Source organism: Yoonia sp. SDW83-1 (assembly GCF_046762885.1).
Taxonomy (GTDB): domain Bacteria; phylum Pseudomonadota; class Alphaproteobacteria; order Rhodobacterales; family Rhodobacteraceae; genus Yoonia.
Genome location: NZ_JBKQXO010000034.1, coordinates 1 through 16,480 on the forward strand (window position 1 = coordinate 1; position 16,480 = coordinate 16,480).

A 16,480-nucleotide genomic window follows, 5' to 3' on the forward strand; every position below is an offset into this window, starting at 1 on the left:
ATTTGACCGCAGCGATGTGGGTCATCGGCAGGGCAAATCAGCTTGTCAGCGGCAAAATGCGCCGCGCCCCGCAGGGGTTTCGCCAAAATTGCCCATTTCTGCGTCAACAGAGCTTGAATTAGCCGGCTAGTCCTGCGCTCTGTTTCCTGGAACTGAGCAATTTTGCCTGAAACCGGTGCTATGTTCCAAAGGCTGACGCCCCCTAGCCCCGCCCGTGCGGCGCGGTCCAATCAATCTGTGGGTTGATCGGGATAATCCGGTTTGGATTGATGGTTTCGTGGCTGTAGTGATAGTGCCGCACGATGTGGTCGAAATTGACCGTCTCGGCCACCCCATCCCACCGGTATAGTTCGCGGGTGAACCCGAACAGGTTGGGGTAATCCATAATCCGCTTGCGGTTACATTTGAAATGCTGGTGATAGACCATGTCGAACCGGATCAGCGTCGTCCAAAGCCGCCAGTCGGCCTCGGTGATCTGATCACCCATCAGATAGCGGTTCTGGCCTAGCCGGTCCTCGAGCCAGTCGAGCGTGTCGAAAAGCGGGTGGATGGCTTTGTCATAGGCCTCTTGCGTGGTGGCGAATCCGGATTTGTAGACCCCGTTGTTGAGCGTGTCGTAGATTCTGTCGTTGACGGGTTCAATGTCGGCCTGCAGGTCTGCCGGCCAGAAGTCTTCGCTGTTGCCGGTGATGTCGTTGAAGGCGCTGTTGAACATACGGATGATTTCGGAGGATTCGTTGGACACGATGGTTTCGCGCTGTTTGTCCCAAAGGATCGGTACGGTCACCCGGCCAGAGATGTTCGGGTCTGCTTTAATGTATATGTCCCGCGCAAAAGGCAGACCGTAGAGCGTGTCGCCGGTGGCCCCTTTGTCATCGGTCTCGAACGTCCAGCCATCGGACAGCATGTCGGGGTGGACGGCCGAGATGCCAATGTGATCGGTCAGTCCTTTCAGTTTGCGGAAGACCAGCGTCCGATGCGCCCATGGGCACGCGTAGGAGACATAGAGGTGGTAGCGCCCGGATTCGGCCTTGAACCCGCCCTCGCCGGATGGTCCGGCGGACCCGTCAGCGGTGATCCAGTTGCGGAACTTCGCGTTGGAGCGTTTGAAAGCCCCGCCTGTCGATTTCGTATCATACCAGACGTCATGCCAGACGCCGTCAACCAGTTGGCCCATAGCGATGCTCCTATTGCTGGTGGAGGAGTTAGCGCAATTGCGTTAATGAACCAATGCGGACCGAGGCGCAGGGACCGTGCGCGATTGCACATAGGGCTGGATTTGGTGTGCTTTGGTCGCCGGCCGGGCGGATTAGGCGGTGCGTTTTGGCGACCGTCGCATTTGAAAACCGGTCTTTGACTGGGCAAATCCGGCCCTTTCGTAGAAGGACAGTATCGATGGCTCCAGCGATCCCGCCAGCAGCATGACCTTGTAACACCCGCATTGCCATGCGCGGTCAGTGGCGGCGTTCAGGATCAGCTTGCCATAGCCCTGCCGCCGGTGACCTGTGTCGGTGACCACGTTTTCGATCAGGGCGAAGGGTGCCCCGCCTCTGGTCAGGTTGGGGACGATAATCAGCGCGCAGGATGCGACAAGTGTCTTGTCGACCTCGGCCAGAAGGATCGCGCTGCCATCGTATTTTTCGAACCGCGTCAGGATATCGGTGGCGACTTCGGGCGGGCAACGCTGCTGGTTCGGGGTCATCTGCGCGTAGAGATCCAGAAGGTTTTCAATATCGTCCGGGCCGGCTGCGCGGATGGTGGGTTGATGGCTCATGAGGGTGGAGGATGCCTGCGCATGTGGGTGCTGGCAATAACCCCGCGTCGTTTCACCGATATGCTGCCGCCGGATTGTTCCGAACCGTCGCATATCGGTTTGCCCCGGGCGGTTCCGCGCCTTATACGTCTGTGCAGACGAAGCCCGATGTGGCCAGAACGGTTGGAGGTGAGGCGGTTGACCCAAAACGGGGACCCAAGCACCACGTCGTCAAACCCCGGATCATCCGGGCCTCTGGTCTTGATATGAAACGGAGGACCCGATGCGTGTTTTGCTTTCCCTGATGCTGGTTTTTGCAGGCTCTGCTGTGGCGGCCCATCCCGGCCATTGGGGCGAATTGGCAGGGCATGATCATTGGGTTGCGGGTGCTGCGATTGGTCTGGCCGGGCTGGCCGCAATCTGGGGCGCGTTGAAGGGCAAGAAAAAGGACCCGGAGCCCGAGGATGAAGAGCAGGAAGAGGAAACCGCATGAAAACCGGTGTGATGATCTGCGGCCATGGCTCGCGCAGCCAGTCGGCGGTGGATGAATTTGCGGTGCTGGCCGAGAAATTGCCCGGGTATCTGCCCCCGGATTGGATCACCGATTACGGCTATCTGGAGTTCGCCAATCCGGTGATCCGCGATGGTCTGGATCATCTGCGCGAGGCCGGGTGCGAGCGCATTCTGGCGGTGCCGGGCATGCTGTTTGCGGCGATGCATGCCAAGAATGATATTCCGACAGTGCTGAACACCTATGCGGCCAAGCATGGGATGCAGGTCAGCTATGGACGCGAGCTGGGCGTTGATCCCAAAATGATCGCCGCTGCCGCCGGCCGCATTCAGGAGGCTGTGGATCGCGCCAATGCCGAATTGGGTGAGATGCCGCTGGTCGAGACCTGTTTGGTTGTGATCGGGCGCGGTGCCTCTGACCCGGATGCGAATGGCAATGTGGCCAAGATTGCCCGGATGCTGCAGGAAGGCATGGGGTTCGGCTGGTGCGAGGTGGGTTATTCCGGGGTGACATTCCCGCTGGTAGAACCGTGCCTGCAGCATGTGGCGATGCTGCCCTACAAGCGTGTTATCGTGTTTCCGTATTTCCTGTTCTCGGGCATTCTGATTGACCGGATCTATGGTTTCACCGATCAGGTGGCCGCCGAACATCCCGATATCCAGTTCGTGAAAGCCGGGTATTTGGGCGACCATCCCAAGGTGCTGGAAACCTTTGCCGAGCGGATCATGGAGCAGGACAGCGATACCCCGCCACCCAATTGCGGGATTTGCGGCTATCGCGAACAGGTGCTGGCGCTGGAGGATGGTGGGCATCTGCATATCAAGGCGGAGGATCGCAACCATCCGGCCTTTGGTGCCGTGCCGCCGCCGACCTGTGTGCTGTGCAAGTACCGGGTGCAGGTTGTCGGTTTCGAGGCAGAGGTTGGTGCCGTTCAGGAAAGCCACCACCACCATGTCGAAGGGCAGGGTGCCAATGCGCCGGGGTCGAACGTGGCGGATTGCACGCTGTGCGATACATTCTGCACGGGGATGTGTCGGTTGAAGGCGCAGCACGCGCATGACCATCACCATCACCACCATCATCATGATCACGACCACGATCATCATCACCATCATCACGCGCCATACCCCCATGCGGACCATCCGCATGGTCCGGAAAGCGCACGTAAGACGAGGGGCTAAGGCGACGATTTTCTGGGAAGAAAATTGGCGTCCATCGCGGATGAGGTATGCTGTTGAGACCGTATGAAAAAGACCCGCAGGCGATTTATGCACAGAGCTTTGCTACGGTGCGCGATGAGGCGCGGCTGGACCGGTTTCCGATGGATATGCGCCCATTGATGACGCGCCTGATCCATGCTTGCGGCATGGTCGAGATTGCGGACCGTCTGTCCTATTCCGCCCATGCCGCTGCGGTGGGACACGCGGCCTTGCAGGCCGGTGCGCCTGTGCTGTGCGATTGCGAGATGGTGGGGGCGGGGATTATCCGCCGCTATCTGCCTGCGCAGAATAAGGTGATCGTGACGTTGAATGATGCGACGGTACCGGGCCTTGCGCAGGACATCGGCAATACACGGTCTGCGGCAGCGGTGGAGTTGTGGCGGGACCATCTGGCCGGTGCCGTTGTGGCGATTGGCAATGCCCCGACGGCGTTGTTCCATCTGCTGGAACTGTTGGAAAAGGGCTGGCCAAAACCTGCCGTCATTCTGGGCTTTCCGGTTGGCTTTGTGGGCGCCGCTGAAAGCAAGGCGGAACTGGCCCGCGATCCGCGCGGCTGCGAATATGTCGCCTTGCGCGGACGGCGTGGCGGGTCGGCCATGGCATCAGCCGCGGTGAATGCGCTGGCAGCGGGGTTGCCGGAAGATGTCTGATCCCTGGCTGCATATCGTGGGTATTGGCGAAGACGGGATGGACGGGCTGTTGCCTGCGACCCGGGCTGTTGTGGAGGCCGCCGAGATTATTATCGGTGGTGAGCGTCATCATACACTGGCGGATAATCTGGTGGCGGAGCGGATGGCATGGCCACATCCGTTTGATGCGCTGATCGAGACCATTGAAGGGTTGCGGGGGCGGCGTGTTGTCGTGCTCGCCACTGGTGATCCGCTTTGGTATTCGGTGGGTGCCAAGATTGGCCGGGCGATTGATCCTGCGCAGATTGTTTATCATCCGCAATTATCGGCGTTTCAACTGGCATCGGCCCGTATGGGATGGTCATTGCCGGATGTGGAGACGCTGACGGTGCATGGCCGTCCGGTCGAGCAGATGATCGCCTTTATCCAGCCGGATGCGCGGCTGTTGGTGCTGACCACGGGGGAAGAGACACCGGGGCAGATTGCCCGGTTCCTGACCGAGCGCGGGTTTGGTCAGTCGAAGATGACGGTACTGGCGGCCATGGGAGGCAAGAATGAGACCCGGTTTGATGGAGTCGCCGCCAACTGGGATCATGTGGTGCCGGCGTTCAACACCCTGGCTGTGGAATGTATTGCCGCCCCGGATGCCGCGTTGTTGCCCCGTGTGCCGGGGTTGGCGGATCATCTGTTTCAGTCCGATGGCACGATGACCAAGCAGGAGGTGCGCGCGGCCACGGTGGCCAAGCTGATGCCGATGCGTGGGGCGCTGCTCTGGGATATCGGCTGTGGTTGCGGATCGGTCGCGATCGAGTGGATGCGGGCGGCGCGCTATGCCCGTGCGGTGGGGATCGAGCCACGTGCCGACAGGCGGGCGATGGCGGCGGCGAATGCGCTGGCGCTGGGTGTGCCGAAGCTGGAACTGGTGGACGGGGTTGTGCCGGATGCGCTGGACGGTCTGGATGCGCCGGATGCGATTTTCATTGGCGGCGGGTTGAGCCGCGAGACATTTGACGCGGCGTGGGATGCCTTGCGCCCGTTGGGCCGGATGGTTGCCAATGCGGTGACGCTGGAGAGCGAGGCGGAGCTGATCGCGCTGCACAAGGAGCGCGGTGGCGATCTGGTGAAGCTGTCCGTGCATCGGGCGGAGCCCGTGGGTCGTTTGACTGGCTGGCGACCCCTGATGCCGGTCACGCAGTGGAGCTTGGTGAAGCGATGACGGGAGACGCTGTTGGCGATGCCAATGCGCCCCTCCCGCCATCCCGTGGGGTGCTTTACGGGGTGGGCGTGGGGCCGGGGGCACCGGACCTGATCACCTTGCGCGCGGCCCGGTTGATTGCGGGGGCCGCGGTTGTGGCCTATCCGACATTGGCGGGCGCAGCGAGTTTTGCCCGGGGGATTGCGGCCGATCTGATCCCGGCGGCGGCCGAAGAGATCGTGATGGATGTGCCGATGAGCGTGGAGCGCGCGCCAGCGCAGGATGCTTATGACGATGGGGCCGCGCGGATCGCCGGAGCTTTGGATGCGGGTCATGACGTTGTATGCCTGTGTGAGGGCGATCCGTTTTTCTATGGCTCTTTCATGTATCTGTTTGCCCGGCTGGCGGATCGCTATCGGGTGGAGGTGGTGCCCGGTGTCACGTCGATCACGGCCTGTGCTGCGCGGGCGGGCATGCCATTGGCGGCCCGTAATGAGCGGCTGACAGTGTTGCCGGGGCCATTGCGTGAGGATGAGCTGCGCGCCCGGATCGATGGGGCCGAAAGCGTGGCGATCATGAAGGTGGGGCGCCATTTGCCGAAGATCCGCGCGGTGATCGGCGGCCTGGGCCTGACGGAACAGGCGGTTTATGTGGAGCGGGCGACATTGCCGGAAGAGGTCGTATTGCCGCTGGCGGAGGCGCCGGACACGGCCCCATATTTTTCGATGATCTTACTGACCAAAGGGGCCGATCCATGGCTGTGAAACCTGTCGTGCTTGCGTTGTCCCGGTCGGGCGAGGACACGGCGCATCGCGTCGCTGGCGTGTTGGGTGCGCAGGTGCATGGCCGCGAAGGTCGAGTGGAGAGGGCCGATGCGTTCTTTCCCAATGCGTTGGACCATGCGCGTGATCTGTTTGCGGCTGGCGTGCCAGTGGTGGGGATTTGTGCATCCGGCATCCTGATCCGCGCGGTGGCCCCGTTGCTGGCGGACAAGACGACAGAGCCGCCAGTGATTTCGGTGTCGGATGATGGGGCCGTGGTTGTGCCGCTGTTGGGTGGGCATCGTGGAGCGAACCGGTTGGCTTCGGAGATATCGCTAGCGCTGGGCGCTGTTGCGGCGGTTACGACGGCGGGAGATGTGGCGCTGGGCGTGGCGCTGGATGCGCCGCCTGCAGGGTGGCGGCTGGTGAACCGCGACGATGCGAAAGGTGCAATGGCCGCGTTGCTGTCGGGTGGCGGTGCGGATGTGCGTGGTGATGCGCCGTGGCTGGCCGAGTTGCCGAAGGGCGATGCGGTGCGTTTGACCTGCGGGATGGCGCGGCAGGATGATCTGGGGCCGGCCCATCTGCAGTTTGCGCCGCAGCGTCTGGCGCTGGGTGTGGGCTGTGCGCGGAACTGTCCGTCGGAGGAATTGGCGGGGTTGGTGCGGGATGTGCTGGCGGAGGCCGGGGTGACGCCCGCGGCGGTGCATTCGGTCAACACGATCACGCTGAAGGCGGATGAGCCGGCGATTATCGCTCTGGCGGATGATCTGGCCGTGCCTTTGCGCTTGTTTGAGGCGGATGCGTTGGAGGCGGAGACGCCGCGGCTGGTCAACCCGTCGGAGGTCGTCTTTGCGGAAGTGGGCACGCATGGTGTGGCCGAAGCTGCGGCACTGGCGCAGGCCGGGCCAGCGGGTGAGTTTATGGTGACGAAACGCAAGACCGCGAACGCGACCTGTGCGTTGGTTGTGGCCCCTGAGTCCTTGGTGGAACTGCGCGGCCGGGCGCGCGGCCGGTTGTCTGTTGTGGGCATTGGTCCGGGGCAGGCAGCGTGGCGGACGCCGGAGGTGTCGCGCCTTGTGGCCGAGGCGGATGAGCTGGTGGGATATGGGCTCTATATCGATCTGCTGGGGCCGTTGGCTGTGGGCAAGGACCGGTCGGATTTTCCATTGGGCGGTGAAGAGGATCGCTGCCGCTACGCGTTGGAGCAGGCGGGCAAGGGTAAGAATGTCGCGCTTGTCTGTTCGGGCGATGCGGGGATTTACGCGATGGGCGCACTGGTTTTCGAGTTGCTGGATCGTGGGCCGGATCAGATGGGCGTGTCGGATGCGGCGCGCCGGGTTGAGGTGGTTTGTTCGCCGGGCGTGAGTGCGTTGCAGGGGGCTGCGGCACGGGCGGGTGCGCCGCTGGGTCATGACTTTTGTGCGATTTCGCTGTCTGATCTGCTGACCCCGCGTGAGGATATCATCAAGCGATTGCGGGCAGCGGCAGAGGGGGATTTCGTGATTGCCTTTTATAATCCGGTGTCGATGCGGCGGCGTACCTTGCTAGCCGAGGCGCGGGATATTCTGCTGGCGCATCGCCCCGGATCGACGCCGGTGATGCTGGCGTCATCGCTGGGCCGACCGGAGGAGCATGTACGCTATCGCCGGTTAGACGAACTGCAGGTGGATGAGGTGGATATGCTGACCGTTGTTCTGGTGGGGTCATCTCATTCGCGGTTGGCGGAACTGGGTGACGGGCCACGGATGTATACGCCGCGCGGCTATGCCCGCAAGATTGATGGAGATCTGGCGGGGTGACGCTGTTTCGCTGGCGCGAAATGCGCCCCACCCGCCATCCCGCTGCCTCCGGCGGGAGTATTTATGGAAGAAAGAAATGACAGTTTATTTTATCGGTGCCGGGCCGGGTGACCCGGAGCTTTTGACGCTGAAAGCCGCGCGGGTGATCGGGGTCTGTCCTGTGTGTCTTTACGCCGGGTCGCTGGTGCCTGCGGAGGTTGTGGCCTGTGCGCCGGAGGAAGCGCTGGTGATGGATACCGCGCCGATGACGCTGGATGAGACGCACGGGGTGATCCTGGAAGCGCATGCTAAGGGGCAGGATGTGGCGCGGGTGCATTCGGGCGATCCGTCGCTTTACGGCGCAATCGCGGAGCAGATCCGGCGATTGAAGGCGGATGGGATTGATTATCAGATCATCCCGGGCGTGCCGGCCTACGCGGCTGCTGCAGCGGCTTTGGGAACGGAACTGACCGTGCCGGAGGTGGCGCAATCCATTGTGCTGACGCGGATGTCGATGAAATCGACGTCTATGCCTGCTGGCGAGACGTTGGAGAACTTTGCGCGGTCCGGGGCGACGCTGGCCATTCACCTGGGCATCAGGGCACTGCGCGAGATCGAACGGCAGTTGGTGCCACACTATGGCGCGGATTGCCCGGTCGCGGTGATCTACCGGGTAGGCTGGCCCGATCAGATGATTATCCGGGGGACGTTGACGGATGTGCGTGAGAAGGTGCGGGCGGCCAAGATCACACGGACAGCGCTGATTCTCGTGGGGCCTGCATTGGCTGATTCGCACGGGTTTCCGGATAGCGCACTGTATGATGCGGCCAAACCGCATGTTCTGCGCCCGCGCGTGAAGGCAAATTTATAAGGGTTTTGTGGGGTTTGTGCGCAGAGGCACGGATATCGTTACTTGAAATTTACTATACTTGGGTCATCCTCGGTCATGCTTGGAGGGGTTAGTGATGTATACGTTTTTGCCTGAGGCCGTGCGGCAGGGTTTGGAAGAAGCACGGAAAGCTGCGTTGAAGCGCAAGGACCGGCTGGTGGTGCATGATGGGGATGATACCTATCGCATTCGGCGGTTCTGGGATGGGGGCTTTGCCCTTGATCTGGATGGGTCTGAGCGGCTGCGCGGCCACGTCGACATTTATGATGGGCCCAAGCATTTGTATCAGTGCCTGGTTGTATCATCCGTGGATGAGGATGATGAGCGGGTGTTTGAATTCAAATGGCTGACGCCCGTGGCGGATAAACCGGCCGCAGATTTCGTGCGCCCGGACTTTGTGCCCGCCGGGCTGATCGGCAATTGAGCCACCGCCGCAGATGCGGCGATGGCGTTGTCTTTTCTAGAACCCGATGAATTGGTCTGCCAGCGCGATAAAGAGCGGGATGCTCAGGATCGCGACGGGCGTGCCAAGGCCGGTTGATGAGCCGACATAAGCGGACGGGTTCGCGTCTGGCAGGGCACCGCGCATCGTGGGCGGGCCGGAGATGTCGGAGCTTGACGCTGCCATGATCGATAGCAACACCACACCACCGGCAGAGAAACCAGTCAGGTGATGGGCGGCTAGCCCGACGCCAAAACCGAGAAGCCCATGGATGATCGGTGCGGTGATCCCGTAAAGGACATAGGCGTGGGCAACCTTGCGCAGTTCTGACAGGCGCGACCATGCTTCCATCCCCATGATCAGCATCAGGATTGACAGAAGCCCCCGGAAAAGCGGTTCGTAGAAGCTTTCATAGACGCTCTCTGGCCGGGCGAAGAGGCCGATCATGATCCCCAGAAGCAAGGCCGAGATGGCGGGGCTGCGCAGTGTGTCCACAAGGATGCCCTTGACAAGATCGCTATTGAAGTTGGCGCTGCCTCCGCCGCCGACCGTTATGGTCGCAGCCCCGCCACCCGTTGCACTGACGGTCTTGCGTGTCGCGCTCATCCGGGCAAGCACGATGGCAGTGACCAGCGCGGCGATATCCATGAACGGATAGAGCGCACCGATGAAGCCTTCGTAAAAGATGCCTTCACTGTCCAGCATGGCCATACCAGCCGCGAGGGTGGAGGCAGAAACCGCGCCAAAAAGACCGGCGGTGGCCATGCCGTCCATCGGTGAAACGCCGCGCCAGCGGGCGAGGGTCTGGCTGCCAAGCAGAACAATGGTGATCCCGATGACGGCAGCACCAATGGCGGGCACCATGAGTGAGACAAAATCAGCCTCGCGAATGGATATACCCGCACCAAGCCCGACCTTGAGCAGGAGCAGGATGACGATGAATTTATAAACGGGATCAGGGACTTCGAGTTTGCTGCCCAAGGCGGCGAGCATCATGCCTCCCAAGAGAAATGCCAGTGTCGGCTTTTGCATCTGGGCGACCATTGTAGTGGCGATTTCGATGATGATGTCCATGCGGACCCCCTTTTGATCTGGTGTTGCGGGGGATATGCAGTGGATTTGGTCGCATTAAAAATATAAAGATTATCCAGTATCATTCTAAAAAATAGAACTATGGATAATCTGAACTATCACCACTTGCGCTACTTTCATGCGGTCGCCCATGATGGCAACCTGACCCGTACGGCGGAGCGTGTGAATCTGTCGCAGTCGGCGTTGTCTATACAAATCAAGCAGTTAGAGGCACGGCTGGGCCATGCCCTGTTTGACCGGGTCGGCCGACGATTGGAGCTGACAGAGGTGGGGCGGATTGTGCTGGATCATGCGGATCGGATTTTTGGAACGGGGGCGGAACTACTGGCCACTTTAGCGTCAAGCGGTGATGTTAAGACGCCATTGCGGGTTGGGGCGCTGTCGACCCTGTCCCGGAATTTTCAGTTGCGGTTTCTGGAACCGGTTCTTGGCAGGGGCGATGTAGATCTGGTGCTGAAATCAGGGAGCGCGCGGGTGCTGTTCGAGGCGCTGACATCGCTGGCGCTGGATGTGGTTTTGACGACGGAGCCGCCACAGGCTGGGGGCGATTTCACGGCCCATCGCATTGCCGAACAGACCGTGGCGCTGCATGGTGTGTCGGCCCGGATGCACCACGGATCACTGAAAGAAATACTGAAAAATGAACCACTTATCGTGCCGACAGATAACGCCATACGGGTGGCGTTTGACAGTCTGGTGGCGCGGTTGGGCGTGTCGCCGCGGATTGTGGCGGATGTGGATGACATGGCGATGATACGGCTTCTGGCGCGGGCGGATGCCGGGCTGGCCGTGGCCCCGACAGTGGTGCTGGCGGATGAAATCGCGTCAGGGCGGCTGCGGACGGCGCCGTTTGATCTGAATATCTCGGAGAGCTTTTTCGCGGTGACGGTCCGCCGGAGCTTCCCACATCCGGAATTGGAACGGCTGATCGGGGTTAACTTGGGCGCAAGCGGTTAACGCCAGGGACCCTTGCGAAAACCGTGTCGGCATCACGTCGGACTTGCGTCGGCAAAACGTCGGACCCCACCGTACGGTGGGGTGGGTTAACGGGGCGTGCGGTGGGAAAGGTGAAGGAAGGGTTAAACGTGCAGGCGGCCCATACCAGTCATTGGGTATCGTGTCTCGATGCTGCGGTTCGGCCCGTCAGAGGGGACATTCACTCTAACTGCCAGACTTGCTGCGCGCCGAGGGCCACTCAGCCTACAGTAGTCATTGACTTCGAACCCCCAATACGTGCACTCGTCATGGAACTAGATCATTGAAAAGCGCCGAATGTTCGAACGCACTAAACCTGTTGCCGCCGCTATTTGGAAACGGTTCCGAAGCTACCCGCTTTTCGTACAGCTTCTTTTGGTCGTACCTATCCTAAGTGCCATGACACTCACATTGCTGGTTGGTAACATGGGATTGGCTTTGATGGGCACAGCTGTCGCAATAAATTCGGTTGTTGCAGGTTCGATTGGTGGCGTTCTTGTTGTTGTCTTGGGCAAGGCGGGCATCATTGTCGCCAAAGATCACAAAAAGAAGGGCTTACTGTTCTGTGAAGTAGAACGGCCCTTATGTAAGTACCGGCTACTGTTCGCAATTGAATTCTTCGCATGTTCTCGGAAGTCGCTCATATGTATCCGGCCTGTTGATCGATATGCGGATCGTGGCCTTGTTGGGGTTACGCACGCGCCGTGATCTCATTGGCGGACAGGTCGATCATGACCTTACCCGCCGCCTGAAACGCTCAGCACCGGTTTCCTTGCTTGGTCTGGGGGTCCGCTGCCTGGAATACCCCGCCTTCTTTTTCGATCTCGCGGCGGATGCCAAGCTCGACGCCGGCCAGGCAAACGTGTCCGTCGCCCCGTGCCGCCGCCTCGATGGCCGCGAACTGCGCCACATTCACGATGCCCCCGCCGGTCAAGTCTTAGCCCTGCACGGCACGGATAGCCCAACAAAAAATCCAAGGTGAGTCTACACTTTGACCCCCCGCAGTCACATTTACGGCATTTTTTTCAGGCTAGTTAAGTGAGTTAATCGATGGCTCGTCTGAGTTGGTTTCAGATGGTTTGGTTAGTCAGTAGGAGAGAATAATGACTTACAGAACGATTGGGGCGGCAGCCCTCGGCGTGGTAATATGCACGGGCGCTACCGCCGAAACAAGCGCAGGCCGAATGGCTGACAGATATGTGGGCACCATTGCCACGTCTGCGACCGTCACGCATCAGGCTCAACTAATCTCGGAAGCGGCTAACACGACATGGGTACCAACAACATATGTTATGGTAGGTGTCGCACACACGATCGAGCATCAGGCACAGCTTGTTTCGGCATCGGCACAAACAGACTGGTCCGCGGCAACCTATGCCGCCAAAGGCATATCACCCAATGTGACGCTGCCCTTGCAGCACCAAGCGCAGATGACGGCACTGATTACACAATATGAGTGGAAAGTTTCTGCTGCGAACCTCAACAATTAACGAAACAGAATAAGCTTCTCATAGTTTCGGAAGGGCATTCGTATCGGATGCCCTTTTTCAATTGAGTTATTGGCATTCTGGTTTTTCACCTCACTCACCACGCATCGCAAAAGAGATGGGTCGTGAGAGATCAAATTCAGTGAATTTCAGGTCTGAAACAAATTCTGGCGCCCCAAAATGGAGCGCCAGATCGAATTCAGATAGTGTCTTTGTTAGGCCCGCGGCCGAATCCAGATTTCCACCCGACGGTTCTGTTCGCGACCTTCGGCAAACTCGTTGCAGCCGACCGGGGCGATTGGTCCGATCCCAAAACTACGCACCGTGCCGGTTTCCAGGTAGCCGGGGTTCTTGTTCAGCAGCAGATCCCGCACTGAGTTGGCCCGCCGTTCGGATAGGTTCAGGTTGGCCTCCAGCGTACCGTACGAGTCGCTGAACCCAAAAACCAGAACCTCATAGCCTTCGTACTCACTTGAGCGAACGATTTCCGATATACGATCAATATCGCTTTCCGCTTTGGTGTCGAGCGTCGCATTGCCGCTCAAAAACCGCAGCGATGTGGAGATGCGGCGGGCATTCGATGCCTCATTAAAATAGTTTCGCATGACTGTGTTTGACACGCGATCACCATTGCCGGCCAAAACGGTCGATAACAGCCGCGCACCCTGCTCCTGCATCGGCACGATCTGCAATTGCTGCGTCACCAACCCGCGGGAAGCGATAGACTGCTGCCCAAAGTCGGTTGGTATGAACCGGCTGACATTCTGGGCAAATTCAGAACCCCCGCCATCTTTCATGCTGTATTGGTACCAGCGCAGTGCTAGAGGATGTTCTTCAGTTTGGATCGCAAAGTCCGAGTTATCAACAAAGATGTTGCAGGCGGATGCCAAGTTCAGAGCTTTCACCCCAGATGCCTGCGATCTGTAAATAACACCAAAGGCGGATGAATCCGCATTGATCGCTGCGTTCAGGGCGTCAACAGAGTTATGAAGGACTGCGTCAGGAAGGTTGGCGGTATTCACCATACCCCACGCTCGAAGCTGATCCATCATACCGCTGTTGTCAGCCATAGTATGAAGCTTGATTGGCATATCCGCGCCACCAAGTTGCGACCAGTTTCTGATGCTGCCATTCATGATCGATTGTGCGTCACCAAGGCTGATGACATCGATGCCGCTGGTGGCACCAACCACAAAGCTGACGGCATCCAGACCAATGATTTCTTCATTCAGATATTCTGAGATTTCTGAGATTTCGGTTCCTAGCTGCGCAGAAAGCACCGCCGGTGTGATCCGATTACGGGTGATTGCGAACTGACTATCACCATCGATCAGCGCCTTTATCGCCTCTGCCGCTTGCATCTCTCGAATTGCGATACGCGAGATTTCCAGACCTCTCTCATTACCGACAAGCAATGTGCGCAACGTGTCGGCGCCGCCAAGTTGTTGGGTCAGGTTGAAGTCTTTGGCTGCCGCGTAGTCGCCGACAATAGCTGCGACAAGATCAGCGCCATCGGTGCCGGATACAGTAACCGCGAACCTATCGCTTTCGATGTTGATGCTCGGACAGGATGCCCCCTCGCAAATGGTGAATTCGCGGCGTACTGTCAGGCGACCACCCGGAGTGTCAATGATGTAGGACGTATTGGTGACATCAACCAATCGCCCATCAATCTTGACCCGACCATCTTGCGATGTCAAAGTCACTTCGCCATCATCAACAGCTTCGTCTGTCTCCAACTGAGGGCATCCATCCCCGGAACACGTCACGAATTCACGGCGTACCACGAGTTCGCCCGATGGCGTCATGATGCGATAGGCCGTTTCGTCGATACCACGCAGTTCACCCTTGATCGTCACGGTGCCATCGATTGCCGTCAGTATTGTTTCCGCCGAGGCTGGAGATGTCGCGAGAAGAGCGATCGCCAATGCCAAATGCGAGGTGAAACTCTTACCAGATTTACTGAACATATTTGTACCCTTAGCCTTCCGACGGATAGACAGATGCTATCCCGTCTACATAGTAGTCCATTGTCAACAGATCGCTTTCGCTTGCCGTTTCGCCTGGCGCGAGCCACCCAGAGCCGTCTTGCCGGCGCAGCGGACCAACGAACGGATGCTGCTCACCCGATGAAAGCCGCGTGATCAAATCTTCCGCCTGCAGCACCGTGCGGTTGGGGAGCGTTTCGAGCAATGGACCCATGGACACCATTTTCTGACCCAACCCCAACCAGTTGTCCTCTGACTTCCAGGTGCCATCAAGAAATTCGCCAATACGGCGCGTGTAGTATGGACCCCAGTTATTGATCATGGACGTCATCACCGCATCAGGACCCCACTTGCTCATGTCGGAGCCTTGTCCAAAGCTGTAGATGCCATTCTCCTGTGCGACCTCGACAGCTGCCGTGGTAACCGTATGTTGCATCAATACATCGGCTCCTCGATCCAACAGCTCTAGCGCGGTGTTTCTTTCGCCTTCGGGATCAAACCATGTGTTCAGCCAGACAATATCGAATTCGATATCAGGATTGACCGATCGTGCGCCAAGATAGGCAGCATTGATGCCGCGGATCACTTGTGGAATTGGATAAGCCCCCAGGTATCCAACCCGGTTACTCTTTGACATCGAACCTGCAAGGAACCCTTCCACATACCGCCCCTCGTACCAACGCGTGTTAAAGGTCGATATGTTTTCTGCACGGATGTAACCATCAAAGCACTCAAACATCACATTTGGGTTTTGCTGTGCGATTTCCACTGCTGAACGCATGTAGCCGGCAGAGGTGGTGAAAATCAGATCGTAGCCATCATCGACAAGTTCCTGGAACTTCTCCTTGTCGCCATTTCCCCATTCAGCAACCTCGTGAAAGGCGTCAATCTGAACCCGGTCACCATATACATCCCGGGCTTGCTGCAGGCCGCGAACATGCTCGTAGTCCCACCCGTATTCACCACCAGGCGCAAATAAGAGCGTATATGCAACTTTTGGTTTCTTTAACGATTGCGCATATGCTGGGCTAAAGCAGGCAGAACTGGCAGCTGCAGCTGCCATCCCAATGGCCTGCCGTCTCGTTACAGATGTCATACTAGTCTCCAAATGAGGTTTACAGCGGACACTGCTGCAAACTATTTTCTTCATGTTCATCAGTTGCTCAAAAAATGGGCAAATGTATGTCCGACTTGTGAAACCGGATACAACTCGAAGTCAAAGCTCATCAATGCTCCGGCCTTCTGCCCTACTCGCCAATTTTTTGCCAATTGCGAGACGACCTAGAAATGAACTTTTTCTCTAGGTGCCGGAAGGCGTTAATTTTCCAAAGGTCACTGTATCCAACCGTTCTGGGCTGCGTACACCCAAACAACCCTTACCCGGTCGCTCGATCGTTGCTGTATTTCGGCCCTGACCGCACCGAAGCCATCCGCACAGACCGGAGCACATGGATGAGCGAGGTATTTTCCTCCGCGGCAGCGCGAAAGCGTTCGGGGTAGTATCCTTTCCTGACCAGGTCGAACCTTCACCGCAACGCTTCTTTGACTTGTTGGCCTGACAGTGCAGGCGGCCTCTTCGACTGGTGACAGTCGAGACGTCCGCTTCGTCAAACTGAACCTTGCACTTGCGCACGTGCAGCGAATGGCTGCTTCCTGCCGCTTCTGTTGAAAAACAACGTGTTGCGGGTGCGGAAGGTAGCAGCCTGAACTGAGCGCGAGCGCCTTTCTGTTCAGGCTTTTCGCGCTTGCTGCGGTGC

16 protein-coding genes are annotated in these 16,480 nt (G+C 58.8%); 11 read left to right on the forward strand and 5 right to left on the reverse strand.

Annotation, left to right across the window (positions count from 1 at the left end):
* Positions 1-202 precede the first annotated feature (202 nt).
* Together ACFWW4_RS22200 and ACFWW4_RS22205 are read right to left on the reverse strand one after the other, a co-directional pair.
* Entirely contained in the window at positions 203-1,177 is a 975-nt protein-coding gene (locus ACFWW4_RS22200) for a glutathione S-transferase family protein (RefSeq protein WP_411892826.1), read from the reverse strand.
* 132 nt (positions 1,178-1,309) lie between these two features.
* On the reverse strand, positions 1,310-1,774 hold the full coding sequence (locus ACFWW4_RS22205; protein WP_411892827.1) for a GNAT family N-acetyltransferase: 465 nt from the start codon (positions 1,772-1,774) through the stop codon (positions 1,310-1,312).
* Positions 1,775-2,036: 262 nt separating this feature from the next.
* On the opposite strand from ACFWW4_RS22205, the gene ACFWW4_RS22210 reads away from it, so the two are divergent.
* The 8 genes from ACFWW4_RS22210 to ACFWW4_RS22245 all read left to right on the forward strand — a co-directional run bounded on the left by ACFWW4_RS22210 (position 2,037) and on the right by ACFWW4_RS22245 (position 9,163).
* Positions 2,037-2,246: a DUF6732 family protein gene (locus ACFWW4_RS22210; protein WP_411892828.1), complete on the forward strand. Its 210-nt coding sequence runs from the start codon at positions 2,037-2,039 to the stop codon at positions 2,244-2,246.
* Positions 2,243-3,445: a sirohydrochlorin chelatase gene (locus tag ACFWW4_RS22215; RefSeq protein ID WP_411892829.1), complete on the forward strand. Its 1,203-nt coding sequence runs from the start codon at positions 2,243-2,245 to the stop codon at positions 3,443-3,445. Before ACFWW4_RS22210 ends, ACFWW4_RS22215 begins: the two co-directional genes overlap by 4 nt.
* A gap of 47 nt (positions 3,446-3,492) precedes the next feature.
* Complete coding sequence (locus ACFWW4_RS22220) at positions 3,493-4,134, forward strand: precorrin-8X methylmutase (protein WP_411892830.1); 642 nt, start codon at positions 3,493-3,495, stop codon at positions 4,132-4,134.
* A complete protein-coding gene (gene cbiE / locus ACFWW4_RS22225; protein ID WP_411892831.1) occupies positions 4,127-5,329 on the forward strand; it encodes a precorrin-6y C5,15-methyltransferase (decarboxylating) subunit CbiE in 1,203 nt (400 codons plus the stop codon). The genes ACFWW4_RS22220 and cbiE overlap by 8 nt, the downstream gene beginning before the upstream one ends.
* The gene (cobI, locus tag ACFWW4_RS22230) at positions 5,326-6,072 is read left to right on the forward strand and encodes a precorrin-2 C(20)-methyltransferase (RefSeq protein WP_411892832.1); all 747 of its coding nucleotides are present in this window, start codon (positions 5,326-5,328) and stop codon (positions 6,070-6,072) included. The genes cbiE and cobI overlap by 4 nt, the downstream gene beginning before the upstream one ends.
* The gene (gene cobJ, locus ACFWW4_RS22235) at positions 6,063-7,871 is read left to right on the forward strand and encodes a precorrin-3B C(17)-methyltransferase (RefSeq protein ID WP_411892833.1); all 1,809 of its coding nucleotides are present in this window, start codon (positions 6,063-6,065) and stop codon (positions 7,869-7,871) included. The genes cobI and cobJ overlap by 10 nt, the downstream gene beginning before the upstream one ends.
* A 76-nt stretch (positions 7,872-7,947) precedes the next feature.
* Positions 7,948-8,721, forward strand: coding sequence for a precorrin-4 C(11)-methyltransferase (gene cobM, locus ACFWW4_RS22240; protein ID WP_411892834.1), 774 nt, complete (start codon positions 7,948-7,950; stop codon positions 8,719-8,721).
* 94 nt (positions 8,722-8,815) lie between these two features.
* Positions 8,816-9,163 carry a hypothetical protein gene (locus ACFWW4_RS22245; protein ID WP_411892835.1) on the forward strand — a complete coding sequence of 116 codons (348 nt, stop codon included), beginning with the start codon at positions 8,816-8,818 and terminating at the stop codon, positions 9,161-9,163.
* A 36-nt stretch (positions 9,164-9,199) separates the two neighbouring features.
* Here the strand turns inward: ACFWW4_RS22245 and ACFWW4_RS22250 are convergent, their stop codons facing one another.
* Positions 9,200-10,255, reverse strand: a complete 1,056-nt coding sequence (locus tag ACFWW4_RS22250) for a sodium-dependent bicarbonate transport family permease (RefSeq protein ID WP_411892836.1) — start codon at positions 10,253-10,255, stop codon at positions 9,200-9,202.
* 99 nt (positions 10,256-10,354) lie between these two features.
* Here ACFWW4_RS22250 and ACFWW4_RS22255 point away from each other — a divergent pair, with 99 nt between their 5' ends.
* The 3 genes from ACFWW4_RS22255 to ACFWW4_RS22265 all read left to right on the forward strand — a co-directional run bounded on the left by ACFWW4_RS22255 (position 10,355) and on the right by ACFWW4_RS22265 (position 12,738).
* Positions 10,355-11,230 carry a LysR family transcriptional regulator gene (locus tag ACFWW4_RS22255; RefSeq protein ID WP_411892837.1) on the forward strand — a complete coding sequence of 292 codons (876 nt, stop codon included), beginning with the start codon at positions 10,355-10,357 and terminating at the stop codon, positions 11,228-11,230.
* Positions 11,231-11,906: 676 nt separating this feature from the next.
* Positions 11,907-12,230 carry a hypothetical protein gene (locus ACFWW4_RS22260; RefSeq protein ID WP_411892838.1) on the forward strand — a complete coding sequence of 108 codons (324 nt, stop codon included), beginning with the start codon at positions 11,907-11,909 and terminating at the stop codon, positions 12,228-12,230.
* 202 nt (positions 12,231-12,432) lie between these two features.
* Positions 12,433-12,738, forward strand: a complete 306-nt coding sequence (locus tag ACFWW4_RS22265; protein WP_411892839.1) for a hypothetical protein — start codon at positions 12,433-12,435, stop codon at positions 12,736-12,738.
* Positions 12,739-12,950: 212 nt separating this feature from the next.
* On the opposite strand, the gene ACFWW4_RS22270 is transcribed toward ACFWW4_RS22265, so the two are convergent.
* The gene (locus ACFWW4_RS22270; protein WP_411892840.1) at positions 12,951-14,705 is read right to left on the reverse strand and encodes a phosphate ABC transporter substrate-binding/OmpA family protein; all 1,755 of its coding nucleotides are present in this window, start codon (positions 14,703-14,705) and stop codon (positions 12,951-12,953) included.
* Between the two features lie 10 nt (positions 14,706-14,715).
* A complete protein-coding gene (locus tag ACFWW4_RS22275) occupies positions 14,716-15,819 on the reverse strand; it encodes a BMP family ABC transporter substrate-binding protein (RefSeq protein ID WP_411892841.1) in 1,104 nt (367 codons plus the stop codon).
* Positions 15,820-16,480 lie beyond the last annotated feature (661 nt).